24 protein-coding genes are annotated in these 25,032 nt (G+C 70.2%); 17 read left to right on the top strand and 7 right to left on the bottom strand.

The annotated features are described in order from the left end of the window. Positions 1-41: 41 nt before the first annotated feature. Positions 42-1,460, top strand: a complete 1,419-nt coding sequence (locus DFJ67_RS09160; RefSeq protein WP_116067491.1) for a fascin domain-containing protein — start codon at positions 42-44, stop codon at positions 1,458-1,460. A 4-nt stretch (positions 1,461-1,464) separates the two neighbouring features. Here the strand turns inward: DFJ67_RS09160 and DFJ67_RS09155 are convergent, their stop codons facing one another. Together DFJ67_RS09155 and DFJ67_RS09150 are read right to left on the bottom strand one after the other, a co-directional pair. Further along, positions 1,465-2,265, bottom strand: a complete 801-nt coding sequence (locus tag DFJ67_RS09155; RefSeq protein ID WP_116067490.1) for a SigB/SigF/SigG family RNA polymerase sigma factor — start codon at positions 2,263-2,265, stop codon at positions 1,465-1,467. Between the two features lie 154 nt (positions 2,266-2,419). Further along, positions 2,420-2,905 carry a GNAT family N-acetyltransferase gene (locus tag DFJ67_RS09150; RefSeq protein WP_116067489.1) on the bottom strand — a complete coding sequence of 162 codons (486 nt, stop codon included), beginning with the start codon at positions 2,903-2,905 and terminating at the stop codon, positions 2,420-2,422. Positions 2,906-3,056: 151 nt separating this feature from the next. Between DFJ67_RS09150 and DFJ67_RS43210 the strand changes: the two genes are divergently transcribed. From DFJ67_RS43210 to DFJ67_RS42575, 9 genes are all read left to right on the top strand, one after another. Next, the gene (locus tag DFJ67_RS43210; protein ID WP_116067488.1) at positions 3,057-7,832 is read left to right on the top strand and encodes a ThuA domain-containing protein; all 4,776 of its coding nucleotides are present in this window, start codon (positions 3,057-3,059) and stop codon (positions 7,830-7,832) included. A 104-nt stretch (positions 7,833-7,936) separates the two neighbouring features. Further along, positions 7,937-9,832, top strand: coding sequence for an ABC transporter ATP-binding protein (locus tag DFJ67_RS09140; protein ID WP_116067487.1), 1,896 nt, complete (start codon positions 7,937-7,939; stop codon positions 9,830-9,832). A 90-nt stretch (positions 9,833-9,922) separates the two neighbouring features. Further along, complete coding sequence (locus DFJ67_RS09135) at positions 9,923-11,263, top strand: hemolysin family protein (protein WP_116067486.1); 1,341 nt, start codon at positions 9,923-9,925, stop codon at positions 11,261-11,263. After that, positions 11,260-12,324, top strand: a complete 1,065-nt coding sequence (locus tag DFJ67_RS09130; RefSeq protein WP_116067485.1) for a hemolysin family protein — start codon at positions 11,260-11,262, stop codon at positions 12,322-12,324. The genes DFJ67_RS09135 and DFJ67_RS09130 overlap by 4 nt, the downstream gene beginning before the upstream one ends. Before the next feature lie 101 nt (positions 12,325-12,425). Further along, positions 12,426-13,496: an RNA ligase RtcB family protein gene (locus DFJ67_RS09125; protein WP_116067484.1), complete on the top strand. Its 1,071-nt coding sequence runs from the start codon at positions 12,426-12,428 to the stop codon at positions 13,494-13,496. Then, a complete protein-coding gene (gene prfH, locus DFJ67_RS09120; protein ID WP_116067483.1) occupies positions 13,493-14,098 on the top strand; it encodes a peptide chain release factor H in 606 nt (201 codons plus the stop codon). The genes DFJ67_RS09125 and prfH overlap by 4 nt, the downstream gene beginning before the upstream one ends. A gap of 19 nt (positions 14,099-14,117) precedes the next feature. After that, on the top strand, positions 14,118-14,960 hold the full coding sequence (locus DFJ67_RS09115) for a hypothetical protein (RefSeq protein ID WP_147315458.1): 843 nt from the start codon (positions 14,118-14,120) through the stop codon (positions 14,958-14,960). Next, a complete protein-coding gene (locus DFJ67_RS09110) occupies positions 14,939-15,571 on the top strand; it encodes a fascin domain-containing protein (RefSeq protein WP_116067481.1) in 633 nt (210 codons plus the stop codon). The genes DFJ67_RS09115 and DFJ67_RS09110 overlap by 22 nt, the downstream gene beginning before the upstream one ends. A gap of 41 nt (positions 15,572-15,612) precedes the next feature. After that, positions 15,613-15,777, top strand: a complete 165-nt coding sequence (locus tag DFJ67_RS42575) for a hypothetical protein (protein WP_170215771.1) — start codon at positions 15,613-15,615, stop codon at positions 15,775-15,777. Here the strand turns inward: DFJ67_RS42575 and DFJ67_RS09105 are convergent. Further along, positions 15,767-17,029 (bottom strand): SUMF1/EgtB/PvdO family nonheme iron enzyme, encoded by a 1,263-nt coding sequence (locus DFJ67_RS09105; protein WP_203784477.1) that lies wholly within the window; start codon positions 17,027-17,029, stop codon positions 15,767-15,769. The genes DFJ67_RS42575 and DFJ67_RS09105 overlap by 11 nt on opposite strands. A gap of 101 nt (positions 17,030-17,130) precedes the next feature. On the opposite strand from DFJ67_RS09105, the gene DFJ67_RS09100 reads away from it, so the two are divergent. Next, complete coding sequence (locus DFJ67_RS09100; RefSeq protein WP_116067480.1) at positions 17,131-17,595, top strand: hypothetical protein; 465 nt, start codon at positions 17,131-17,133, stop codon at positions 17,593-17,595. Next, on the top strand, positions 17,592-17,879 hold the full coding sequence (locus tag DFJ67_RS09095) for a winged helix-turn-helix domain-containing protein (protein WP_116067479.1): 288 nt from the start codon (positions 17,592-17,594) through the stop codon (positions 17,877-17,879). Before DFJ67_RS09100 ends, DFJ67_RS09095 begins: the two co-directional genes overlap by 4 nt. Positions 17,880-18,206: 327 nt before the next feature. On the opposite strand, the gene DFJ67_RS09090 is transcribed toward DFJ67_RS09095, so the two are convergent. Next, positions 18,207-18,512 (bottom strand): hypothetical protein, encoded by a 306-nt coding sequence (locus DFJ67_RS09090; RefSeq protein ID WP_116067478.1) that lies wholly within the window; start codon positions 18,510-18,512, stop codon positions 18,207-18,209. Positions 18,513-18,573: 61 nt separating this feature from the next. On the opposite strand from DFJ67_RS09090, the gene DFJ67_RS09085 reads away from it, so the two are divergent. Beyond that, positions 18,574-19,023 (top strand): hypothetical protein, encoded by a 450-nt coding sequence (locus tag DFJ67_RS09085; RefSeq protein ID WP_147315456.1) that lies wholly within the window; start codon positions 18,574-18,576, stop codon positions 19,021-19,023. Here DFJ67_RS09085 and DFJ67_RS09080 read toward each other — a convergent pair. Continuing rightward, entirely contained in the window at positions 18,977-19,912 is a 936-nt protein-coding gene (locus DFJ67_RS09080; protein WP_170215770.1) for a MerR family transcriptional regulator, read from the bottom strand. The two genes, DFJ67_RS09085 and DFJ67_RS09080, sit on opposite strands and share 47 nt — an antisense overlap. A gap of 55 nt (positions 19,913-19,967) precedes the next feature. On the opposite strand from DFJ67_RS09080, the gene DFJ67_RS09075 reads away from it, so the two are divergent. The 4 genes from DFJ67_RS09075 to DFJ67_RS09060 all read left to right on the top strand — a co-directional run bounded on the left by DFJ67_RS09075 (position 19,968) and on the right by DFJ67_RS09060 (position 23,057). After that, positions 19,968-20,723 (top strand): class I SAM-dependent methyltransferase, encoded by a 756-nt coding sequence (locus tag DFJ67_RS09075; protein WP_116067475.1) that lies wholly within the window; start codon positions 19,968-19,970, stop codon positions 20,721-20,723. Continuing rightward, positions 20,720-21,364, top strand: a complete 645-nt coding sequence (locus tag DFJ67_RS09070) for a pyridoxine/pyridoxamine 5'-phosphate oxidase (RefSeq protein ID WP_116067474.1) — start codon at positions 20,720-20,722, stop codon at positions 21,362-21,364. Before DFJ67_RS09075 ends, DFJ67_RS09070 begins: the two co-directional genes overlap by 4 nt. A 62-nt stretch (positions 21,365-21,426) precedes the next feature. Next, positions 21,427-21,957: a SigE family RNA polymerase sigma factor gene (locus DFJ67_RS09065; protein ID WP_116067473.1), complete on the top strand. Its 531-nt coding sequence runs from the start codon at positions 21,427-21,429 to the stop codon at positions 21,955-21,957. Continuing rightward, positions 21,954-23,057 carry a TolB family protein gene (locus DFJ67_RS09060; protein ID WP_116067472.1) on the top strand — a complete coding sequence of 368 codons (1,104 nt, stop codon included), beginning with the start codon at positions 21,954-21,956 and terminating at the stop codon, positions 23,055-23,057. Before DFJ67_RS09065 ends, DFJ67_RS09060 begins: the two co-directional genes overlap by 4 nt. A 4-nt stretch (positions 23,058-23,061) precedes the next feature. Here DFJ67_RS09060 and mdlC read toward each other — a convergent pair whose 3' ends face one another. Continuing rightward, on the bottom strand, positions 23,062-24,690 hold the full coding sequence (gene mdlC / locus DFJ67_RS09055) for a benzoylformate decarboxylase (protein ID WP_116067471.1): 1,629 nt from the start codon (positions 24,688-24,690) through the stop codon (positions 23,062-23,064). Between the two features lie 135 nt (positions 24,691-24,825). Then, a complete protein-coding gene (locus DFJ67_RS09050; protein ID WP_116067470.1) occupies positions 24,826-25,029 on the bottom strand; it encodes a hypothetical protein in 204 nt (67 codons plus the stop codon). Positions 25,030-25,032: the final 3 nt, after the last annotated feature.

Below are 25,032 nucleotides of genomic sequence, written 5' to 3'. Positions count from 1 at the left end.
ACGGGACAGCGCGGCCGCTGATGATCATCTAATCTCTGCCGGTGCGTCTGAACCGGAAGTTCGCCGCCCTGCTTGCCGCCCTCGTCGCGACCGGCGGTGCCGTCGCCATTGCCTCACCCGCGGCAGCGGCCGCCAAGCCGACGATCACCGGCACCGCCGTGTGCGACGAAGCGAACGCCAGCTTCACCGTCAACTGGACGGTCACCAACGACACCGAAACCGCCGTGGCCATCAAGGACGTGGTCCTCGCGCCGGTGGCGCCGGCCAACACGTTGACCGGCATCGCGGCCGGCGACATCCTGCCGCCGGCGTCGGAAGGGCCACTGACGGCGACCGCGACCGTGCACAGCTACGGCGCGGGCCGCACGGTGCTCGCGATCAGGCTCGTGGGCACGGTAACCACCCTCTACAGCGGCGTCGTTTTGTTGCCCACCTGCGGCGACCCGGTCATGCCGACCGTCAACTTCCAGTCGCGCTGCGACGACCTGCTGGTCAGCGTCGCGATGCCGGCCGGCGGCTATGCCGCACCGATCGACGTCACCGGCGGCGGCCCGCTCCAGACCGTGGTGGTCGAGCCCGGTGCCCCCGCGCGGTCCTTGGCGCTCAAGCCGACGTCCGTGTCGCTCGGCATCCTCGGCTTCACCTGGACCGCATCGGGTCGGTGGGAGTATCCGGCGTCCTGCCTGCCGCCGTCGACGGGCGTCTTCCAGCTCTTCGCACGCTCCAACTACCGCTATGTCCACCCCGACAACCGAGGTTGGGCAATCACGGAAGGCACCGACCCGCGGTCGCCGGAGGCTCGCTTCGAGTTCTACGACGCCGGTGGTGGCGACGTGGCGATCCGCTCGGTCTGGAAGAACCAGTTCCTCACCTACGCCGGCGACGGCATCGCCCTGGAGTTCCGAACGGTCAGCACCGTGGGCGACGCGCAGCGGTTCCGGCTCATCGCCAACACCGACGGGACGGTCAGCCTGCGCGCCAAGAACGGCAGGTACGTCGTCGCAGAGCCCGGCCAGGCGCTGTATCCCATCGGGACGGCGATTGGGTCGCAGGAGAAGTTCAGCCGCTATGCGGACGGCACCGGCCCCGGTGCGTTCAGCGCACTCGGTCGCTTCGTGACGGCCGAGTCCGCCGGCGCCAAGCCGCTGATCGCCAACCGTCAGGCGATCGGCCATTGGGAGTATTTCCAGGTGCAGGACCTCGGCAACGGCGACGTGGCCCTCAAGTCATTGGTCAACGGCAAGTACGTGTGCGCCGAGTCGGCCGGGAAGAAGGAGCTGATCGCCAACCGGACGGCCGTTGGGCCCTGGGAGACGTTCAAGCTCGTCAAGAACCCCAACGGTTCGGTCAGCTTCCGGGCGAAAATCAACGGTCGTTACGTCACCGCGGAGTCCGCCGGCAAGAAGCCGCTGATCGCGAACCGCACTGCGATCGGGCCGTGGGAGATGTTCTACCTGTGAGTGCCTAGAAACCCGTCGCCGAGAGTTCGCCGCGGAGCTTGGTCAGGGCGCGGACGAGCAACCGGGAGACGTGCATCTGGGAGACGCCGATCTGGTCGGCGATCTGCGACTGGGTCAGGTTGCCGTAGAACCGGAGCGTCAGGATCTTCTGCTCGCGCTCGTCGAGCGTCGCCAGCGCCGGACCCAGCGCCACCCGCAGCTCGGCCAGCTCGAAGGACGTGTCTTCCGACCCGAGCAGGTCGCCGAGTTCGGTGCCGCGCTCGCCGTCGCCGGTCGGGGTCGACAACGACACCGCGTTGTAGGCCCGCGCGCCTTCCAGCCCCTCCAGAACCTCTTCCTCGGAGATCTTCAGGTGGGCCGCGATGTCGGCCACCGTCGGGGAGCGGCCCAGCGTCTGCAACAGCGTGCTGTTGGCCTCCGAAATGGACAGTCGCAGTTCCTGCAAGCGGCGCGGCACCCGGATGTCCCAGGTGCGGTCGCGGAAGTGTCGCTTGAGCTCGCCGATGATGGTCGGGATGGCGTAGCCGGCGAAGTCGACGCCGCGCGTCGGGTCGAACTTGTCGACCGCCTTGATCAGGCCGACCGCCGCCGTCTGGAGCAGGTCGTCGGTGGGCTCGCCGCGGCCGCTGTAGCGGTGGGCCAGGTGTTGGGCCAGGGGGAGCCAGGCCTCGATCGTGCGGTCCCGGAGACGGGCCCGGGACGGGTGGCCGGCGGGCAGCGCGGCCATCGCGGTGAGCAGTTCGGTCGCGCTCTCGGACGCCACCGTGGTGTCGTGAGTGGACTCGGTAACTGTCTGCGTCGTCATGGTCGCCTCCCAGCGGTCGTACCCGATAGCGATCTTTGCTATGGAGCACGCTTCGACCGATCGACGCTTACTTTAGGCCGACCGGCGCCGGGAAGCTAGCCGAAAGTACGAGTGATTTTCCTGTCCAAAAGGGATAAAAACCAACAACAACGGCTCAGAACTTTTGGTACATCACGTGCAGACCGACCAAACCGCGCGCGCGATGGTCGAACGCTTCCGGGATCGTCGTCATGATGGTGAAGCCGAGTTGCTGCCACAGTCGCACCGCGACGACGTTGGTCTCCACCACCGCGTTGAACTGCATCCCGACATAGCCCCGCGCCCGCGCCCACTCGACCGCGTAGGTGCCCAACGCCTTACCGACGCCGCGCCCCTGCTGCACCGGGTCGACCATGAAGCTCGCTGTCGCGATGTGGGCACCGCGGCCGGGCCGGTTGGGCCCCATCTTCGCCGAGCCCAGGATCACCCCGTCGTGCTGCGCCACCACCGTCTGCCCGGGCGGCTCCTCCATCCACCACGACCGCGCCGTCTCCAGCGAGTGATCAGGCGGGTAGGCGTAGGTGTTGCCGGCATCGACGATGGCCGCGAAGAACGGGTAGATCCGGGGCCAGTCGGCCGCCGACGCGTCGCGTATGTCCACGCGCCGAGGCTATCGCCCGGGTCAAAGTCAAAAGTTTCAATGAGTCGTAGACTTCTTGCAGACATCAGCGTTAATCTATGACCTCCCCGCGGCCTCGGCGAGTCGCAGGGCCATCCCGTGCCCGGCATCTGCCCCGCAGAGGAGCGCGCCCATGCCACGCCGTACCCCCATCGCCTTAGCCCTTGCCCTTGTGCTGGCCGCGGCGACCGTCCTCGCCGCCACTCCCGCACAGGCCGCGTCCTTCGCGGTCCTGGTGTTCTCCAAGACGGCCGGCTTCCGCCACGACTCGATCCCCGCCGGCATCACCGCGATCCAGCAACTCGGTGCCGCCAACGACTTCTCGGTGACCGCGACCGAAGACGCCGGCGCGTTCACCGATGCCAACCTCGCGCAATATGACGCCGTGGTCTGGCTCTCCACCACCGGCGACGTGCTCGACGGCAACCAGCAGGCGGCCTTCGAGCGCTTCATCCGGGCCGGCGGCGGTTACGCCGGTGTGCACGCCGCGGCCGACACCGAATACGACTGGGCCTGGTATGGCAACCTCGTCGGCGCTTACTTCAACGCCCACCCGGCCAACCAGACGGCCACGGTGAAGGTCGAAGACCCGGCGCATCCGTCGACCGCAGGCCTGCCGGCCCGCTGGAGCCGGCTCGACGAGCTCTACAACTACCGCACCAACCCGCGGGCGACCGCGCACGTGCTGGCCAGCCTCGATGAGACGACCTACACACCGGGCACCGGCGCGATGGGCGCCGACCACCCGATCACCTGGTGCAAGGCCTTCGACGGCGGCCGGTCCTGGTATACCGGCCTCGGCCACACCATCGAGTCCTACAGCGACCCGCAGTTCCGCGCCCACCTGCTCGGTGGCATCCAGACCGTGACCGGCGCGAAGAGTGCCGACTGCGGTGCCAGCCTGACCGCCAACTTCGAGAAGGTCGCGCTCGACACCAACACGCAGAACCCGATGGAACTCGCGGTCGCGCCCGACGGCCGGGTCTTCTACATCGAGCGTGACGGCCGGGTCCAGATCATCAAGCCCGACACCCGCACCACCGTGACCGCGGGCACCATCCCGGTGTTCACCGGCAACGAAGACGGCCTGCTCGGCATCACCCTCGACCCGGGCTTCGCGACCAACCGCTGGCTCTACGTCTACTACGCGCCGACCACCGGCGCGACCCGCAACCAGGTCTCCCGGTTCACCGTCAACGGCGACAGCCTCGACCTGGCCAGCGAGCGGGTCGTGCTCCAGGTGCCGACCCAACGCAACACCTGCTGCCACATGGGCGGGTCGATGACCTTCGACGCGGCCGGCAACCTCTACCTGGCCACGGGCGACAACACCAACCCCTTCGAATCCAGCGGGTACGCCCCGATCGACGAGCGGGCGGGCCGGCAGGACTTCGACTCCCAGCGCACCTCGGCCAACACCAACGACCTGCGCGGCAAGGTGCTGCGGATCAAGCCGACCACCGACGGCGGCTACACCGTGCCGAGCGGCAACCTGTTCGCGCCGGGCACCGCGCAGACCCGGCCGGAGATCTTCGCGATGGGCTTCCGCAACCCGTTCCGGATCGGGATCGACAGCAAGACCAACACGTTGTACGTGGCCGACTACGGCCCCGACGCGGGCCAGGCCAACAGCGAGCGCGGCCCCGGCAACACCGTGGAGTGGAACATCGTCGGGCAACCCGGCAACTACGGCTGGCCCTACTGCGTCGGCAACAACTACGCCTACCGGGAGTTCACCTTCCCGGACGGGCCCGCCCAGGCGGCCTACAACTGCGCCGCTCCGGTCAACAACTCGCCCAACAACACCGGCCTGACCAACCTGCCGGCGGCGATCCCGGCGACCGTCGACTTCGACTACGACGGCAACCCGCGGTTCCCGGAGATCGGCGGTGGTGGCGCGCCGATGGGCGGCCCGGTCTACCGCTTCAACGCCGCGAGCGCCTCGACCCGCAAGTGGCCCGCCTACTACGACGGCAAGGCGCTCCTCGGCGAGTGGAACCAGTCGAAGATGTATGCGATGCAGGTGACCCCGGACGGCCGGTCGCTGGTCGACATCAACCAGTTGCTCACCGGCATGCCGCTGGTCCGCCCGATGGACATGGAGTTCGGCGCCGACGGCGCGCTCTACCTGATCGAGTGGGGCAGCGGCTTCGGCGGCAACAACGACAACTCCGGCGTCTACCGGATCGACTACCGCTCGACTGACGTCGACCTCGCCCCGATCGCGGTCGCGGCCGGGCAACCGACCAGCGGCGCCGCGCCGTTGACCGTGCAGTTCAGCAGCGCCGGCTCGCGTGACCCGGCCGGCCAGCCGATCACCTACGCCTGGGCGTTCGGCGACGGCGGCACCTCGACCGCGGCCAACCCGAGCCACACCTACACGGCCAACGGGAGTTTCACCGCGCAGTTGACCGTGCGCGACCCGGGCGGCAAGACGGCCGTCGCCAACGTGCCGGTCGTGGTCGGCAACACCACGCCGACCGTGCGGCTCACCTCGCCGCCCGAGGGTGGCTTCTTCGACTGGGGCGACCAGGTGCCGTTCACGGTCAGCGTCACCGACCCCGAAGACGGCACCATCGCCTGCAACCGGGTGACCGTGCGCTACTTGCTCGGCCACGACGAGCACGCCCACGAGTTGCAACAGGTCAACGGCTGCTCCGGTAGCGTGCAGACCACGCTGGCCACCGGGCACGGCACCGACGCCAACATCTTCGCCGTGCTGGAAGCCACCTATGTGGACAATGGCGGGCTGACCGGCCGGGCCATCATCCAGTTGCAGCCCAAGCGCAAGCAGGCCGAGTTCTTCACCGCGACCGGTCGGGTGGCCGGGTCGACCGGCGGCGGCGACCCCGGCGTGGTGCGCGAGGCGACCGGCGACAGCGCCGGCGGCTTCCAGAACATCGGCTTCATCGAAGACGGCGACTGGTGGTCGTTCGCGCCCACCAACCTCACCAACATCACCTCGATCCGGCTGCGCGGCGCGTCCGGCGGGCCGGGCGGCCGGGTGGAGATCCGCGCGGGCTCGGCGACCGGCACGCTGCTGGCCACCGCGGCCATCCCGGCGACCGGCAACTGGCAGGGCTACACCGACGTCACGGTCGGGGTGCCGGCCAACACCGCGACCCAGCCGCTGTTCTTCGTCGCCCGGCCGCCGACCGGCACCGCCAACGGCGGTGGGCTGTTCAACATCAACTGGGTCGACTTCGTCGGCTCCGGCGTCGGCGGCACACCGACCAACCGGCCGCCCGTCGTGCAGACCCCGATCGCCAACCCGACCAGCGGCCCGGCGCCGTTGCAGGTGACCTTCACCGGCAGCGCCACCGACCCCGACGGCGACGCGCTCACCTACCGGTGGGACTTCGGCGACGGCGGCACGGCCACCACCGCCAACGCCACACACACCTACGCCACGGCGGGCAGCTTCACCGCCCGGCTGACGGTGACCGACGCCCGTGGTGCCAGCGCGAGCGGCCAGGTCGTGATCACCGTGACCGGGTCGCAGGCCGCTCTGTCGACCAACGTCCACCTCTTCTACTACCCCTGGTATGGCAGCCCGACGGTCAACGGCAGCTACCGGCACTGGCAGCAGGGCAACCACAACCCGCCCAACGACATCGGCGCCGACTACTACCCGACGCTGGGTGCCTACGACTCCGGAGATGTCAACGGCGCGGTCAACCAACACATGCAGTGGGTACGCCGGTCCGGCGCCGGCGTGATCGTCTACAGCTGGTGGGGCCAGGGCTCCTACGAGGACAACCTGGTGACCACGGTCATGAATGCGGCGGCCGCCGCCGGCGTCAAGGTCGCCTGGCACCTCGAGCCCTACACCGGCCAGACCGCGGCCTCGACGGTCGCCGACATCAACTACATCAACAGCCGCTACGGCAGCCACCCGGCGTTCTACCGGGCGGCCGAGTTCGGCAACAAGCCCGCGTTCTACGTCTTCAGCAGCCTCAACATCACCGACTGGACGGCGCTGGACGCGGTGACCGGCAACAACATCGTGCTGGCACAGACCACCGACGTCTCGAAGATCGCGCACTTCAGCGGCCTCTACACCTACGACGTGATCGCCGGTGCGACGGCGCCGGGCTGGGAGAGCGCCGGTGAGTATGCCAAGGCCAACAACCTGATCTGGTCGCCGTCGGTCGGTCCCGGCTATCTCGACGACCGCGCGGTGCCCGGCAACACGACGCCGACCCTGGCCCGCAACAACGGCGCGACCTACGACCAGGAGTGGACCAACGCGCTCGACCCGACCAAGGGTGGCGTGCCGACCTGGGTGTCGATCACGTCGTTCAACGAGTGGCACGAGGGCTCGACGATCGAACCGGCGCGCAGCAGCCCGCCGGCCGGCCTCAACTACCAGAGCTACGTCGGCGCCTACGGCACCAGCGGCGCCGCCTCGGAGACCGCCTACCTCGACCGGACCGCCTTCTGGGCGCGCGAGTTCGAGAACCGGCGCAACCCGACGCCACCGACGGTCAACTTGGCCCTCAACAAGCCGGCGACCGCCGACAGCCAGTGCGCCGCCAACGAAGGTGCGGCCAAGGCGGTCAACGGCACCGTCAACGGCGGCAACAGCGACAAGTGGTGCTCGCTCGGCGGGTCGAAGTGGTGGCAGGTCGACCTCCAGTCGACGGCGTCGGTCGGGCGGATCGTGCTCCGGCACGCCGGTGCGGGTGGCGAGCAGGCCTCCTACAACACCCGTGATTTCGATGTGCAGGTGAGCACCGACGGCACCTCGTGGAACACGGTCGCGCAGGTGCGCGGCAACACGGGCAATGTCTCCACGCATTCGTTCGCCGCGCGCGGCGCCCGCTACGTGCGGGTCAACGTGATCACGCCGACCCAGGACGGCAACCAGGCGGCCCGAATCTACGAAGTGGAGGTCTACACCTCGTAGAGCTACGTTCGGTCACGCATCGACTACAGTAGGCAGGGACCCGCGTCGAACACGCGGGTCCTTTGCCTATCTGCCCGATCCGGTTGTGACCGAGGAGCGGCCCAGTGGAGCAGACCACCGTGCGACAACCCCCGCCCGCCGACGAAGACGACGTCCTACCCGAACTCGGATCACCGGCGTGGCTGCACCACGTCGACACGTTCGCGGCCACCAGCTTCTGGTCGGTCGCCCGGCGCCTGCCGGCCATCGTCCGGGAGGCGCTGTCGCTGGCCTGGCAGGCCAACAAGCGCGACACGAGCGCGGCGATCGGGCTCAACATCTTCGCCGGGGTCGCGACCACCTTCGGGCTGCTGGCCACCAGCACCGTGCTCACCGAACTGTTCGCGGCCGGCCCGACGCCGGATCGGATCAAGGCGGCTGTGCCGGCCCTCGTCGCGGCGGCGGTCGCGGTGTCGATGCGGGGCGGGCTGACCATCGCGGCCGGCTGGGCCCAGGCCCGGATCACTCCGCAGATCAACTATGCGGTGGAGCTGCGGCTGTTCGGCGCGACGACGGCCGTCGGGCTGGCCGCCTTCGACGACCCGGGCTTCGCCGAGGAGATGGACCGGGCCAAGGAACGCGGCATGACCGAGGCCGCGTCGATCGTCAACTCCAGTGTGGACCTGTTCACCGGCCTCGTTCGGGTCGCCGCGACAGCGGCCGCGATCGCCGTGATCGAGCCGATCCTGTTGCCCTGCCTCATCGTCGCGGCCATCCCGTCGGCGATCACGGCGGTGCGGATGGCCCGGCGCGAATACCTGGCGATGATCGCCTACATCAGCCGCCGGCGCCGGATGTGGCTGTTGGGCAGCATCATGGCCAACCGGCACACCGCCGCCGAGGTCCGCAGCTACCAGATGCGCGACTTCCTGCTCGGCGAATACTCGCGGGTGATGCAGATCCAGACCGGTGCGGAGATGCGGCTCATCCGGGCGCAGACGGGCACCCGCACGCTGGGTGCCGCGTTCGGCGGGTTCGCGAGCCTCGCGCTCTACGCCGTGCTCGGCTGGCTCCTGGTCGACGGGGCCATCCCACTGGCCGCGGCGGCGACCGCACTCCTGGCCTTGCAGGCCGCCCAGATGGGCCTCAACACGGCGGTCTACGCGACCAACCAGCTCTACGAAGACGCGCTCTACTACGGCGACTTCCGCGATTTCGTCGACCGGGCCCGGGAGCGGGCGCCCGAACCGGGCGGCCGGCCGGTGTCCGGCTTCGAGGAGATCCGGCTCGACCGGGTCAGCCTGCACTACCCCGACACCGACGCGCCCGCCGTTGACGAGGTGTCGCTGACCCTGCGCAAGGGTCAGGTGATCGCGCTGGTCGGCGAGAACGGCTCCGGCAAGTCCAGCCTGGCCAAGCTGCTCAGCGGCCTCTACCAGCCGACCGGCGGCCGGATCAGCTGGGACGGTGCCGACATCGGCGAGCTCGACCCGGACAGCCGGGCGGCGCAGGTCGCGGTGATCACGCAGGACTGGTGGAAGTTCCCGTTCACCGCGCACCAGAACATCGCGGTCGGTCGCCGGGAGCGCGGTGACGGACCGTCGGTGACCGACGCCGCCGGCGCGGCGCTCGCCCACGAGATGATCGAAAAACTTCCCAAGGGATACGCGACGCTGCTGAACCGCCAGTTCAAGGACGGGCACGACCTGTCCGGCGGCGAGTGGCAGCGGTTGGTGGCCGCCCGCGGCTTCTACCGCGACGCCCCGCTGCTCATCTGCGACGAGCCGTCGTCGGCGCTCGACGCCCGGGCCGAGCACGCGATGTTCCAGCAGCTCCGCCGCCGCCCCGACCGCACGGTGGTGCTGATCACACACCGGCTGGCCAACGTCCGGCACGCCGACCAGATCTACGTGCTGCACCACGGCCGGATCGTGCAACACGGCACACACGACGACCTGGTCGGCGCCGGCGGCCTCTACCAGGAGCTGTTCCACCTCCAGGCCAGCGGCTACCTCGCCTGACCTTCAGCGAACCCACAGCGAATCCCGATAACCTCGTCAGGTGGCTGAAGGTTGTAGTACCCAGCCGGTCTCGGACCGGCTGAACAGATCATGTTGATCCTCGCGGGCCTGGCGATCATCATCGTCCTGACCGTGGCGACCGGGTTCTTCGTCGCCCAGGAGTTCGCCTACGTCGCCGTCGACCGGGCCAAGTTGCGAGCCGCGGCCGAGGCCGGAGACGCCGCCGCCGAGCGCGCGCTGCACGTCACGTCTCGCCTGTCGTTCGTGTTGTCGGGCGCCCAACTCGGCATCACCGTCACCGCCCTCCTCGCTGGTTACGTCGCCGAACCCTTCCTGGGTGAGGGCGTCGCCGACCTGGTCGGCCTCACCGGCGCGTCGACCGCGGTGACCGCCACCATCTCGGTGCTGATCGCCCTGCTGGTCGCGACCGTGGTGCAGATGGTGGTCGGCGAACTCGCGCCGAAGAACCTCGCGATCGCCAAGCCCGACGCGCTGGCCCGCTCGCTGTCCCGGTCGACGCTGGCCTACCTGACGATGGCCGGCCCGGTGATCAAGCTCTTCGACGCGACCTCCAACCGGCTGCTGCGCGCCGTCGGCATCGAGCCGGTCGAAGAGCTGCCGCAGGGCGCCACCACCGAAGACCTCGACGCGATCATCGAAAGCTCGCGCGCCTCGGGCGTGCTCGACGCCGACACGTCCCGGCTGCTCGACCACGGCCTCGACTTCCGCACCCGCACCGCCGGCGACGCCATGGTGCCGCGGGTCGACGTGGTCACGGTCCACCCCGACGAGCCGGCCGTACGCGTGATCGAGCTGCTCGACACCGGCCACAGCCGGTTCCCGGTGCTCGGTCCCGCGGTCGATGACGTACGCGGAATCGTCTCCGTCACCGACGTGGTCGACGTCGAGCCGGCGCTGCGCGGCACGGTCACGGTCGGTTCGCTGGCGGTTCCGGCGGTGCTGGTGCCGGAGACCCTGCCGCTGCCGGCCGTGCTCGAACGGCTGCGCGCCGAACACCGCCAGCTCGCCTGCGTGATCGACGAATACGGTGGCTTCGCCGGCGTGATCAGCCTGGAAGACGTCGCGGAGGAGTTGGTCGGCGAGATCCACGACGAAGACGACCTGCCCCAGCCGTCGGCGCACCGCCGCGCGGACAGCGGCTGGTCGCTGCCCGGTCGCTGGCGCCTCGACGAGGTGGCCGAGGCGACCGGCGTGCTGCTGCCGACGTCGCCCCGCTACGACACCCTCTCCGGCCTGGTGCTCCAGCACCTCGGCCGGGTGCCCGCACCGGGCGACGAGGTGCTGGCCAGCCTGCCGCCGGTGCTGTCACCGGAGGCCGAACCGGTCTCGCCGGGCCGGGCCCGGCTGCGCGTCGAGACGGTCCGCCGGCACGTGCCGGACGAGGTCTCGCTGTGGGTGGTGCGCAAATGAACACCACCTGGTCGCTGATCGTGTCGCTGCTCCTGCTGGTGGCGAACGCGTTCTTCGTCGCGGCCGAGTTCGCCCTCGTCGCGTCCAAGCGGCACCGGCTCGAACAGGCCGCGGCCAACGGCAACAAATCGGCCCGGTCGGCGATCGCCGGCGTACGCGAGCTGTCGGTCATGCTGGCCGGCGCCCAGCTCGGCATCACCCTGTGCACCCTGGCGCTCGGCGCCCTGGCCAAGCCGACGGTGAGCCACCTGCTGCAACCGGTCTTCAGCGCGGTGGGCCTGCCATCGGGGCTCTCCTACGTCTTCGCCTTCCTGTTCGCCGTCGTGGTGGTCAGCTTCCTGCACGTGGTGGTCGGCGAGATGGCCCCGAAGTCGTGGGCGATCAGCCACCCGGAGCGGTCGGCGCTGCTGCTGGCCCGCCCGTTCCGCGCTTTCACCTGGCTCACCCGGCCGGCGCTGGTGGCCTTGAACGGGCTGGCCAACGCCTGCCTGCGGCTGGTCAAGGTGCGACCGCAGAACGAGCTGGCCCAGGTGCACGGCCCCGACGAGCTGCGGCTGTTGCTCCAGTCGTCGCGCGAGCACGGCACGATCCAGGCGGGCGAACACGAGTTGCTGACCGCGATGCTGGCGGTGCAGAACACCACGGTGGCGCAGGTGATGACACCGCTGCGGGAAGTCGTCTCGGTGCCGCCGGCCGACTCCGCGCGGTCGGTCGAGCTGACCAGCCGGCGCTCGGGCCGGTCCCGGCTCGCCGTGGTCGGCCCGGGCGGCCAGGTCCTCGGCTTCGTCCACGTCCGCGACGCGGTGCGCTCGACCACCTTCTCGGGCGTGCCACAGACGGCGGCTGACCTGATGTCGTCACCGCTGACGCTCGGCGGTTCGGTCCCGGTGGCCGGCGCGGTGCGGCTGATGCGCGAACACCGCGCCCAACTCGCGGTCGTCACCGACGGCGCCGAGGTGGTCGGTGTGGTGGCGCTGGAAGACCTGCTGGAAGAGCTGATCGGCGAGTTCGACGACGAGACCGACCGGATCGTCGGTGCGGCGGCGCGGGCGGGTCGCTAAAATCCGTTGCCGCGACCGGGGATCTTCAGGATCCTTGGTCCATGACGTTCTGACGGGCACCCACATGTTCAAGGCCGCCCCTTCTCCTTCCCAAGGACGTCATGTCTTCCGTCACCGTCTTCGCGTCTCCGCGCAGCTGGATCGAGTCCGACGCCGTCGACCAGTGCCACCAGGTGGCCGCCCTCGACGGCATGCTCCACGTCGCCGGCATGCCCGACCTGCACCCCGGCAAGGGTGCGCCGATCGGCGCCGCCATGGCGTCGACCGTGCTCTACCCCCACCTGGTCGGCTCCGACATCGGCTGCGGCATCGCCGTGTTCCCGGTCAGCCTCAAGCGCGCCGTCCCCGAGCAGTTGGCCCGCCGCTTCCCCGACCTCGACCGCCCGCTCGACCCCGACTCCCTTACGCCGCCGGGGGGTTACGTCGAGAGCCTGGGCACCGTGGGCCGCGGCAACCACTTCGTCGAGCTGGCCCGGGTCGGCACCGTGCTCGACGCCGACCACGCTCTTCGGCTGGAGCTCGGCGCGGGCGCGCTGGTCCTGATCGTCCACAGTGGCTCGCGTGGCTTCGGTGAGCGGATCCTGCGCGCGCACACCGAAGTGCACGGCGCCGGCCCGGCCGCCGATCCCGCGGCCTATCTGGCGGCGCACGACGATGCGGTCCGCTGGGGTTCGCTCAACCGCCGGCTGATCGCCGAGCGGGTGCTGGAAGCGCTGGGCGCCCGCTACGAAGAGCCGATCGTCGACCAGTGCCACAACCTGGTCGAGCTGCACGACGGGGTGTTCCTGCACCGCAAGGGTGCGGCACCGGGCGACGGCCGCGACGTGCTGATCGCCGGCACCCGGGGCACCAACTCCTACCTGGTGGCCGCGCACGCCGGCCCCGAGGCCAACCGGTCGGTGGCCCATGGCGCGGGCCGCAAGATGTCCCGGGCCGACGCGCTGCGCCGCGGCAAGGCCAAACACACGGTGGAAGAGCTACGGCGCACCCCATTGGGCTCGATCGTGGTGTGTGGCGACCGGCAACTGCTGTTCGAGGAGGCGCCGACGGCCTACAAGCGGATCGAGCAGGTCATCGCCGACCTCACCGACCACGGCCTGGCCACCCCGATCGCGACGACGGTCCCGCTCGTCACCTATAAGACCCGCGGCGCCGCCCGGGGCCGGTCATGACCGCGCTGCTGATGTCGGCCGGCCGCGGGCCGGAGGAGTGCGCCTGGGCCGTCGCGTCGTTGGCGCGCCGATTCGAGGCCGCGGGCGCTCGGCAGGGCCTGACGATCCGCCGGCTCGAGACCGTGCCCGGCCCTCGCCCGGCGACGTTCCTGTCGGTGCTGCTCGACATCTCCGGCCCGGGTGCGGAGGAGTTCGCCGCGTCGTGGACGGGAACGCTGTGCTGGCAGGCGCCGAGTCCCTACCGTTCGGTCGGCCGAAAGAACTGGTTCGTCGTCGCGCGGCCATGTGCGGTCGACGCGCCGGTGACGCCGTTCGCGGAAACCGACGTCGAGGTCGTCGCGATCCGGACCGGCGGCCCCGGTGGGCAACACCGCAACAAGGCCAGCACCGCGGTGCGGGCGACCCATCGCCCGTCGGGAATCGTGGTGGTGGTCGACACCGAGCGCCAGTTCAGCCTGAACCGGCGTCTCGCACTGGCCCGGTTGCGGCAACGCCTCGAGGGCGCCGACGAGGCCGCGGGCCGCGCCGTTGTCACGGCCCGCTGGCAGATCCACGACGATCTGGTCCGCGGCAACCCGACACGGGTCGAACGGCCGCACTAAGATCAACTATGCTCCGCGCGTGCGGATGAATCGTTGGTTGGCCGGCGCCGTATCTATTGTGGCCGCGGCGGTCGGTGCCGTGGTCGTGTCGTCGCCTGCCAGTGCCGGTGTCAAACCGGAGATCACCGGCGTAGCGGTGTGCGACGAAGCCAGCAGCAGTTGGCAGGTCACCTGGACGATCGCCAACACCACGGAGACGCCGGTCGCGATCAGTCTCGTCAAGCCCTTCCCCGCCGCGCCGATCAGCACCCTGACCGGCGTCAAGCGCGGCGACATCCTGCCGGCCGCGTCCGCGGGCACGCTGACCGCGACCTCGACCGTCTACAGCCTCGGGCCCGGCGAGGTCTACCTCAACGTCAACCTGGCCGACGACGCCGTCTACGGCTACCGGGGCGAGGTCAAGCTGCCACGGGTCTGCGGTGACCCGGTCATGCCCGTCGCCACCTTCCAGTCGCGCTGCGACGACCTGCTGGTCACCGTCGGGATGCCGGCCGGCGGCCTGCACGTCCCGGCCGAGATCTGGTCCGACGGCAGGTTTTTCCAGAGCCTCGACCTCGAGCCCGGTGCGCCGGCCCAGTCGGTGAGCGTTCCGGCGGCGAAGACCGGGGTCGTGAAGGTCATCATCGACAACTTCGACCCCATCGGATCCGGGGAATGGGAGTATCCGGCGGCCGACTGCATGCATTCGCTCGGCACGTCGCAGTTGTTCGCCCGCGTCAACAGCGCTATGTCGGCGCGCTCGTCCCGCGCGTGCTCTACGCCAGCGACCAGGGCAGCCACGAGGCACGTACCCTCTTCGAGTTTTTCGATCTCGGATCTGGCGACGTCGCCATCCGCTCGGTGCCGCACAAGCGGTTCCTGACCGTCTCACCGAGCGACGGATCGCTGGCCGCGTCGAGCATCCGGGTCGACGGTGACGCACAGAAGTTCCACCTCGTCGCCAACGCCGACGGTTCGATCAGCCTGCGTTCGAAGGTCAACGGCAAATACCTGACCGCCGACCAGGCCGGTGTGGCGCCGCTGATCGTCAACCGGACGGCGATCGGCCCATGGGAGAAGTTCAGCCGCTTTGCCGTCGGCGCCGGCCCGACGCCGATCAACGCGCTGGTCAACAACCGCTACGTGACCGCGGACTCGGCGGGCAAGAAGCCGCTGATCGCCAACCGCTACGAGTCCGGCCTCTGGGAGTTCTTCTTCGTCGAGGAGCTCGGCGACGGCTTCGTGGCATTCAAGTCGCTGGTCAACGGCAAATACGTGTGCGCCGACCACGCCGGCAAGGACCCGCTGATCGCCAACCGCACCGCGGTCGGTCCCTGGGAGACCTTCAAGGTCGTCAAGAACGCCGACGGGTCGGTCAGCTTCCAGTCGAAGGTCAACGGTCGCTACGTGACGGCGGAGTCGGCCGGCAAGAAGGCCCTGATCGCCAACCGCACCGCGATCGGCCCGTGGGAGAAGTTCAACTACGTGTTCTGACCGGGACTTTGCCGGTCATCAAGTTGACCTAATCTGGCGCCATGAATCGACGAACTCTGGATACGGTGCTGCCGATGCTCTACGTGGTCGCGATCCTGATCGCGGTGTTCTTCGGCACCGGCAAGGCGACCGGTGCCGTGGCCGCGATCGGCGGCGTGCTGCTCGGTGCCTACTGGGCCGGCATCCGGCAGAACCTCAAGAACTGAGCACGCCGATCCGGATGCCGAGCCACGGATAGCTGTGCGCGAAGAACGCGTTGTCCTGTGGCTGGAGCCCGACCGCCGACGGCCACATCTGAAACGCCGGCGCGTTGGAGATCCCGCCGTGCAGGCGCCGCCATACCCGCGCGCCGTCCTGCCCGGCCGGGGGTGTAGCAACCGTGTCGGTCCACTCGACGGCGTTGCCGCCCTGGTCGAGAGTGCCCCACGGCGACAGCGTGCGGGCCTGCCCGACGGTGCTCAGGCTGCCCTGATAGAGCGAGGCGTAGGTGGTCGGGTCGAGCCCCAGCGGGTTGACCGTGGTGCAGGCGTCCGATGACAACTGCCCGGGGCACCAGGCCGGCGCCGGCTGGCCGCTGGCGTGGTAGGAGGCCAAGGGTTGGGTCGTCCCGTTGGTCACGTCGCCGGTCGACGGGTTGAGCACGGTCGGCGCGGGAGCCGTGGCATCGCCGTCGCCGAAGACGCCGGCGTTCGTCGGGTATTTCCAGTAGGAGTAGGTGCCGCCGCCACTCGGGTCGTAGTAGGCCGCTTTGATCCACTCGTTCTGGCTGGGCAGTACGAATCCCGTGTTCTTCGATCGCGTCGGCACGCGCCGGGCCATGTCGTACATGCCGGTCTCGGTGTTGGGTGAGAGGCTCACCTTGTAGCTCGTGTAGCGGAACCGGCCGACGGTCCTGGTCTGCGCGCCGAGCATCCGGCCGTTGCCGAGCGAGTTGACGAAGCGCGCCGCCCGAAGGAAATTGGCGAAGGCGAACGGCTTGTCCGACCACTGTGGATAGGCGACCGAATAGTGACGGCCGAACGCGGCGCGTGGCGCAAAGTTGATCTGCCCGAACCGGGGCCACGCCCTGGAACTCTCGGTCACGTCGTAGAGATCGTGCGGGTCGCGGCCACTCGCGTCGGCGGTGTTCAGGAACGCCACCCACTGCTTGACCGTGATTTCGATCTGACCAATTTGGTACGGGTAGCCGACCCGGCCAACCTCAAGGCAGCCGCGCGAACTGGCCGGGGCCTCGGCGCAGGACCGGTAGACGGCATCGGTGAACGGCACGACCGCCACGGCCGGGTTGCCTGGTGCGCCAACGCTCGTGGTGGTGACCGTGATGACCGAGCCGGAGCCGGAATAGCCGTCTTCGGGGGCCACGGGTGCGGCGGCGCCCGGCGCGGCCAGGGTGGCGACGAGCAGCACGATCGCCAACGGCAGCAGGGTCAGGCGGACACGCCTCGATACGTTGCGCATAGTGGACACAGGCTAATCCGACGATCAGCCCGCAAGGGCTGAAATGCCGCAAATCACTTTCCACTTGCCGGACTGGAAAGTTATCGCCTATGGTTTCCGCTGTGGAAAGTTATGACGCCCGGGAGCAGTTGGATATCGTGCAGCGGGCCGAGGCGGCGCCCTACATCGACTATCCCGCGACCCCGTGGTGGTATTCACCGGTCATCGGCGCCTGGGTGGCTGCCATGATCGGCGTCTTCTCCTGGTGGCGGTCGCATCTCGCGCTCGCCATCGTGCTGCTGGTGGTGCTGGTCGCCTTGGAGGGCGCGTTCATCGCCTGGATGCGCCAGCGGCACGGCGCGCTGCCGATGCCGGGCCGCGGCACGCCGCCGCGCGAGATCGCCTCGGTCTGGCGCGGTTACGGCTTCACGGTTCCCGCGGTCGCGCTCGTGGTGGCCCTTACGTGGTGGCTGGCCGGCGCACCGGTCGCGGCCGGGGTCGCCTTCGTGCTGGTGACCGCCGGGCTCGCGATCTACGAGCGGCGCTACGCGGTGGCGGCGGCCAAGGTGCGGTCGCGCCTCGCATGATCGACGGCCTCGACCCGATCATCCACGTGCCCAAGCGCCTAGCGGCGATGGCGATCCTGGCCAACGCGCCGTCCGTCTCGTTCCGCTTCCTCCGCGACCACCTGGGCCTGAGCGAATCCGACCTGTCCAAGCAGATGTCGACGCTCGAGTCCGCCGGCTACGTGAAGTCCACAAAGGACGGACACGGTCGCGGCGGCAGCACCACCTACCGGATGACGGCCGAGGGCGAGCAGGCCTACAAGGCGCACTGCGCAGCCCTGCGGTCATTGCTCGACGGCGCCTAGGGGCCGCGTTCGGCGGCCCTCGGCCTACGGCCGCGGGTGTCGGTCCGGAGGTGGCTTGCGGCGGTGGCCGGGGGTGGCGGTCCGAGTCGGGCTGCGCGGGGGTGTCGGTCCAGAGGTGGCTTGCGGCTGTGGCCGGGGGTGGCGGTCCGAGTCGGGCTGCGGCGGGGGTGGCGGTCCGACTTGGGCTGCGGCCGTGGGTGGCGGTCCGCGGCGGCCTGCGGCCGTGGGTGGCGGTCCGCGGCGGCCTGCGGCCGTGGGTGGCGGTCCGCGGCGGCCTGCGGCCGTGGGTGGTGGCCGAGACGGCCTACGGGCGCGTGCCGAGTCGGCCTACGGGCGTGGGTGGCGGTCCGCGGCGGCGTAGGAGGCTGCGGCGGTCAGTGCCGAGACGGCCAACACCGCCGGCCACGAGCCGATCTTCTTTGCCAGCGGATGCGACAGCCCGAAGGCGGCGAGGTAGGTCGCGACAAGCGCCCCGGTCACCCCCGGGCTGGTCTGCCGGGCCCATTCGCGGCCGGCCGCCACCCCGCCCGCGGCGAGGACCACGCCGCCGAGGGGGCGGTTGCCGGTTTTGCGGGCCAGTTGCCAGCCGCCGATGAGGGATCCTGCGGTGATCGCCGCGGTAGGAACGCGCATCCCACGACCGTAGCTCGCTCGATGATCGCGACCTATGATCTGCATCCACCACACCCCGGGGATGACAATGCGACGCTCGATCGGGATCTCTCTCATGCTGGTCGCGCTCGCGACCGCGGTCTCCGCCTGCACCTCCGACGACACCCCGGCGGCAACCGCGACTCCGCCGGTGACCGTGCCGGTGGCCGACCCAGCCAGCCCGATCCCGGCCGAGGCGACGGAACTGCCCGACGTCAAAACGCTGATCTACCAGAAGCCGACCCAGGGCTCCGCGATCGTCGGCCGCGCAAAGATCCGCGGCGGCGTCCCGCTCTGGGAGTTGGTGACGTGCCACGGCACCGCCGGCACCGAGATCGAGGTCGAGCTCAAGCCGCTCGACCGCTTTACCGTGCCGTGCACGCCCGAGGGCTACGCCGCCCGCAACCAGGCCACCGTGGCAGCTGGCAACGAGCTGACCGTCCAGGTCAGCTCGCCCGGCGACGCCACCTGGAGCCTTCGTCTCCAGCAGTAGCACGCTGCTGGGTCAGCCAACGCATGACTTCCAGTGCATGCGACGCCGGCGACGGGATCGGGTGGAAGACATGCGAGACCACCCCGTCGGCGACGACCAGCGTCAGGCGCTCGTACAACGTCATGTCGCCCGCGGTGAAGGTGGGCAGACCGAACGCGGCGGCCAGCGTGAGCCGTGGATCGGGGATGAGCGGGTAGGGCAGCCGCAGCCGGTGCGCGAGTTCGCGCTGATAGCCGGTCGACTGCGCCGACAACCCGTAGACGCGCGCGGCGCCGGCGGTGCGGAGCTCGGCGTGGTGGTCGCGGAACCAGGTCGCCGGCTCCGCGTCGCCGAGCGCGCCGGGCACCTCCAGCAGGCTGTTGGGCAGGTCGACGCCGGGCCGCCCGGTCAGCGGGTAGACGAAGATGACGCTGCGACCAGGGCCGAGCGCGCCGAGGTCGACCGGGCGACCGTCGGTGGCGTAGAAGACCAGAGCCGGCAGGGCGCGGCCGATCAAGTTGCCCGGATCGGCGACCGCGGCGGGTCCGGCGGTCACCACCCGGCCGGCGACCGCGTCGAGGCGGGCGTCGAGGGCGTCGCGCTGCGCGGTCAGCTTGCCGATCCGTTCCTGCAACCCGGTGATCGTGCTCCGATAGGTCGCCAGCGCGGCCGCGCAGACGTCGGCGTCGTCGGCCCCGGCGGCGATCGACTCAACGAACGGCCGGGTCTCCTCGACGCTGAGCCCCAGCGCCATCAGCTCGCGGATCTGGTCGACCAGGCGCACCGCGATCGGGTCGTATTCGCGGTAGCCGTTGCCCAGCCGGCGCGGCACCACCAGGCCGACCGACTCGTAATAGCGCAGGGCCCGGATCGTCGTGCCGGTCTGCCGCGCCAGCTCACCCACTCGCACCCGGCGACCATAAACCCTTGACCTGTACCCCGAGGTGCGGGTTTAGCGTCGCGGCATGATCAAGGGCGACTTCGACTACGAGACCAATGGCCACGGGTACGCCGTGCAGCGGCGTCCCGATCCCCGGATCGCGGCACTGGTCCACACCGCGCTGGGCGACGCCCGGACCCTGCTCAACGTCGGCGCGGGCGCCGGCTCCTACGAGCCCACCGATCGCTACGTCGTCGCGGTCGAGCCGTCGGCGCGGATGCGCGCGCAACGGCCGGCGACGGCGGTGCCCGCGCTGGACGCCACCGCCGAGCATCTCCCGTTCGACGACCACTCCTTCGACGCGGTGCTGGCCAGCGTCACCGTGCACCAGTGGGCGGACACCGCCCGCGGCCTGGCCGAACTCCGGCGGGTCGCCCGCGGCCCCGTGCTCGTGCTGACCTTCGACGGCGCCGCCCTCGACCGGCTCTGGCTGGCCGCGTACGCACCGGAGTTGATCGCCGCGGAACGCCGCCGCTACCCGGCGATCGGCACCATCGCGGCCGCCATCGGGTCCAGCGCGGAGGTCATCGAGGTGCCGATACCGATCGACTGCGTCGACGGGTTCACCGAGGCCTACTACGCCCGCCCGGAGCGGTTCCTCGACCCGCGGGTCCGGGCGGCGCAATCGGCGTGGGGCTTCGTCGACGAGGCCGCCACCACCCGCGCCGTCGAAGCGCTCCGCGCCGACCTCGCGTCGGGGGAATGGGACGCCCGGTACGGGCACCTGCGTACCCAATCGATGTTCGTCGGATCGCTGCGCTTGATCGTCGGCCGGCCATGACCGACATCCGGAGCTACCTGCGCGCGCTGCCGGTCTTCGCCGGCCAGTTGCCCAGCTTCGACCCCGCGCAGGCGCCGGCGCGGCCGGACACGTTGTTCCTCGGCTGGCTCAGCAGCGCCGTCGAGGCGGGGGTCCGCGAGCCGCATGCCATGACGCTGTCCACCATCGGCCTCGACGGGGTGCCGTCTGCCCGGGTCCTGATCCTCAAGCAGGTCGACGACGAGGGGTGGCAGTTCGCCGCGCATGCGGCAGCGCCCAAGGGCCAGGAGTTGAGCCGGCACCCCGTTGCGGCGTTGACCTTCTACTGGCCGGCGCAGGCCCGCCAGATCCGGGTGCGCGGGCCGGTGCGTCCCGAGTCCGGCGCCGCCGATTTCCTCGCCCGGCCGGCGGGGTCGCGCGCCGAAGCCTCGCTCGGGCGGCAGAGCCAACCGCTGGCCGACCGGGCCACCCTCGACCTCGCGGTCACGCAGGCCACCCAGCGGATCGCGGCCGAACCCGACTTCGTCGACCCGGGGTGGACCCGCTACACCGTCGCCGCCACCGAGGTCGAGTTCTGGCAGGGCGACAAGGAGCGCAAGCACACCAGGCTCCGGTATTCGCGCACTGCGGCCGGCTGGACCCGCGAACTGCTCTGGCCCTAGTTTCGCCCGGCATGCAAGGTTCTTCCGTCGGCTGATGTCTATGTCAGCGGAGGGGAGGATCCATGGATGAAGCAGCCGAGCGGGAGTTCACCGCGTTCGTCACGGAACGCGGTCATGCCCTGCTCCGGGTCGCGTACGCGCTGACGGGGAATCGGCAGGCGGCGGAGGATCTGCTGCAGACCGCGTTGGCGAAGACGGCACTCCGCTGGAACAAGATCGAGCACGGCGCCGAGTTGTATGTGCGGAAGATCCTCTACCACGACCACATCTCGCGCTGGCAGAAGCTGCGGCGGCTGCGCGAGGTCTCGGTCGAGTCGGTGCCGGAGCGCAGCGCCCGTGGTGACCTGTCTCGACAAGTCGCCGATCGGCTCGCCGTGCACAGCGCGCTGCTGCGGCTGCCACCCCGGCAGCGGGCGGTGCTGGTGTTGCGCTATCTCGAAGACCTCAGCGAGAAACAGGTCGCGGAGGTGTTGGGCTGCTCACCGGGAACCGTTGCCAGTCAAGCATCCCGGGCATTGGCCCGGCTTCGCGAGCTGATTGCCAGCCAGGGCCTCCTGGCGCCCGACGACGCTGACCTGGAGGTCATCACATGAGCGAGGAGCGGGTGGAACAGGCCCTGCGGCACCTCGGTGAGGAGTTGCGCTTCACCAACCCGACCCAGGCGGTGCTGCGGCGGACCCGCCGGATGCGGTTGCGTCGCAACGTCTTCGGCGGTGTCGGCGGGGCGTTGGCGGTCGCGGCCGTGGTCGCGCCGTTCGTCTACCTGCCCGGCCAGGCGCCGGGGCCGCTCGGAGCCCCGGCCAGCACGCCACCGGCCACGAGCGCGCCCTCCACGAGCGCGCCCTCCACGAGCGCGCCGCCCACCATGGCTCCGCCCAAGCCGGCGCCACCCGGCGCGGTCGCGCTGCCCGGCGGCCTCTACGTTGCCAGCGCCAGCAATGACTCCGGCAGCCAAATCTATGACCCGAAGCTGCACAAATACCGCTCCTCCGGCTATCCGCAGGCGTGGGTGTCTCCGAACGGCAAGCTCGCGGCCGTCGCTGACGACAACGGTCGACTGGGCCTTCTCGATCTCGCCAGCAAACATGTCCGCTGGGTCACCGGACCGAAGCTGGAGGTCGGCGCGCCAGAGTGGTCAGCCGACAGCCGCCGGCTGGTTTTCTCCGGTCCGGGCCCGGAGCAGGACACGATCAGCATCGTCCTGGTGGACGCGGCCGGGGCACGGGCTCGCACGCTGCGACCATCGGTGCTCTGCTGGGAACTCTGCCGCCCGAGTTGGCTGCCCGGTGGCCAGGAGGTCAGCCTCCCCGAGGCGGGCCAGTCACAGGTCGCCTTCCAGGCGTATTCGGTCGCGGACGGCCGGAGTCGCCGGGTGCTCCTGCCCGGAACGGTGCAGACCGGCGATGCCTGGTCGCCCGACGGCCGCTACGTCGTCGCCTCGATCTCGGCTGGCAACTCCTCCGGGATCGGGATCATCGAAGCGGCCACCGGCAACCTGGTGGCGGCACTCGACCCTCGGCCGGAGGACGAGTTCCTGGCCAGGTCGGTCGTCTGGGCCACCACCGACCGGATCGTCGCCGTAGCGGCCCGGCAGCTCGTCGTCTTCTCGACCGAGGGCAAGGAGCTGCAACGGATTCCGTTGCCGTCGGCGCTCCGTGGCGTCGAGAACGACCTCGCCTTCGGCCGCCCCTGAGCGCTCACAGCGACGCGTGCTCCGGCTGGGTTGTCACCACGATGACCGTCGGCCGGTCGGAGTTGGAGCTCAAGGCCTTGGTGAACTCGGCCTTGAGCTCCGCCGTCGTGGTGACGTCGACGGCCGCGCAGCCGAAGCCGCGGGCCAGCGAGGCGATGTCGAGGCCGGGCAGGTCGAGGCCGGGCACACCGGGCGTGTGCTCGAGTTCGCCGAAGGACTTGAGGACGGCATACTCGCCGTTGCGCATCGCCACGTACACGTTGGGCAGTTTGTGTTGTGCCGCTGTCCACAGTGACTGGATGGAGTATTCCAGCGAGCCGTCGCCGATCAGCCCGATCACCGGCCGGTGGTCGCCGCGGTCGCGGTCGCCGAGGGCGATGCCGACCGAGGCCGGCAGCGCCCAGCCGATCCCGCCGCTGGGTGTGGCGTAGTTGGCGTCCGGCTCGACCGTGGGCAGCCACTCCTGGTGCTGCTCCATCGTGGACGTCGACTCGTTGACCAGCACGGCGTGCTCGGGCCGCACCTCGGCCAGCGCCGCGTAGACCTCGTCCGGCGTCAGCGGGCTGCTCTCCTTCTTCGGCAGCTTCGGGTGTTGGCGCGCGAGCGGCTTGGGCTTGTCGCGACCGTTGGCGCCGACCAGCTCGGTGAGCATCTCCGTCGACTGGCGCAGCTCGCCGAGAATGCTGTCGCCGACCCGGGCCGCGGCGGCCACGCGCGGGTCGTGGGTGATGTGCAGCAGGTCGGTGCCGGGTGCCAGCACCTCCCCGGCCTCGTAGGCGTAGTAACGGAACACCTGGGCGCCGATGACGACGACCACGTCATGGCCGGCCAGGGTGTCACTGATCGACTTGAGCGACTCGCCGATCGGGCCCTGGTAGAGCGGGTGGTCCTCGGGGAACGAGACCCGGTCGGGCAGCGGCGTGCCATACACGCCGGCGTTGAGCTTCTCCGCCAGCGCGACGGCCGCGTCCCAACCCCCGGCGCGGTCGACGTCAGGACCGAAAACCAGCGCTGGCCGGTCGCTGTCGGTGATGCGTTGCGCGAAGTGCCGCAACCGCTCCGCGTCCGGCGCGAAGCCGGTGCTGAACTGGCGCCGCACCGCGGGACCTTCGAGCGGCTGGTTCCAGTCGTCGAGCGGGACCGACAGGAACACCGGACCGGCGGGCGGCTGAAGAGCGGTGACATAAGCCCGCATGAACGCTTCGGGTACGTCCTCGGCGCGGTAGGGCTCGTAGGCCCACTTGACCCACGGGCGGGGCATCACCGGCGCGTCCGGGTTGCTGAGGTAGGGGTCGCCGATCATCATCTCGCGGTGCTGGTTGCCGGCCAGCACGATGAGCGGCGTGTGCCCCTGGCTGGCGTTGACGATGTTGCCCATGCCGTTGCCCAGGCCGGCGTGCGAATGCAGGTTGACCAGCGTGGGATGTCGGGTGGCCTGGGCATACCCGTCGGCCATGGCGACCGCCGAGGCCTCCTGGAGCGCCAGCACATAGGTGAAGTCGTCGGGGAAATCCGCCAGGAACGTCTCCTCGGTCGACCCCGGGTTGCCGAAGATGGTGGTCAACCCCAGCGACCGGAGCAGGTCGTAGGTAACGCTGTGCACGGTGGTCTTGATGTTCGTCTGCGCGGTCATGTGGGCCAGCTCCCTCAGCGCCCGTGGTGGCGGACTGCGCGCGCTCCGGACACCAGGGCCTGAACCTCTCGGCGGCGGCGCGCTCGAGGCGACGGCCGTCGCGGCGTCAAGCACCCACCGTAAGGCGGACCGTGCTCAGCTTTTGCGGTTTCCCGGAGAACGGCGGCGGCCAGCCAGCGAATAGGCGACCGCACCGGCGAGCAGCCCTGCCAGCGCACCGAGGAAGCCGGTGCCGACGGCCGAGTCGGCCGACTCGTAGTCGTTGCCGAACCAGCCCCAGAGCCCGCCGCCGAGGGCGCCGACGACCAGCCCGACCAGCGGCCAGGTGCCGCGTCGCATCGC

The sequence above is a fragment of the Asanoa ferruginea genome (assembly GCF_003387075.1).
GTDB classification, from domain to species: domain Bacteria; phylum Actinomycetota; class Actinomycetes; order Mycobacteriales; family Micromonosporaceae; genus Asanoa; species Asanoa ferruginea.
The sequence above is the reverse complement of the archived record's forward strand: the minus strand, read 5'-3'. Positions and strand labels throughout refer to the sequence as shown.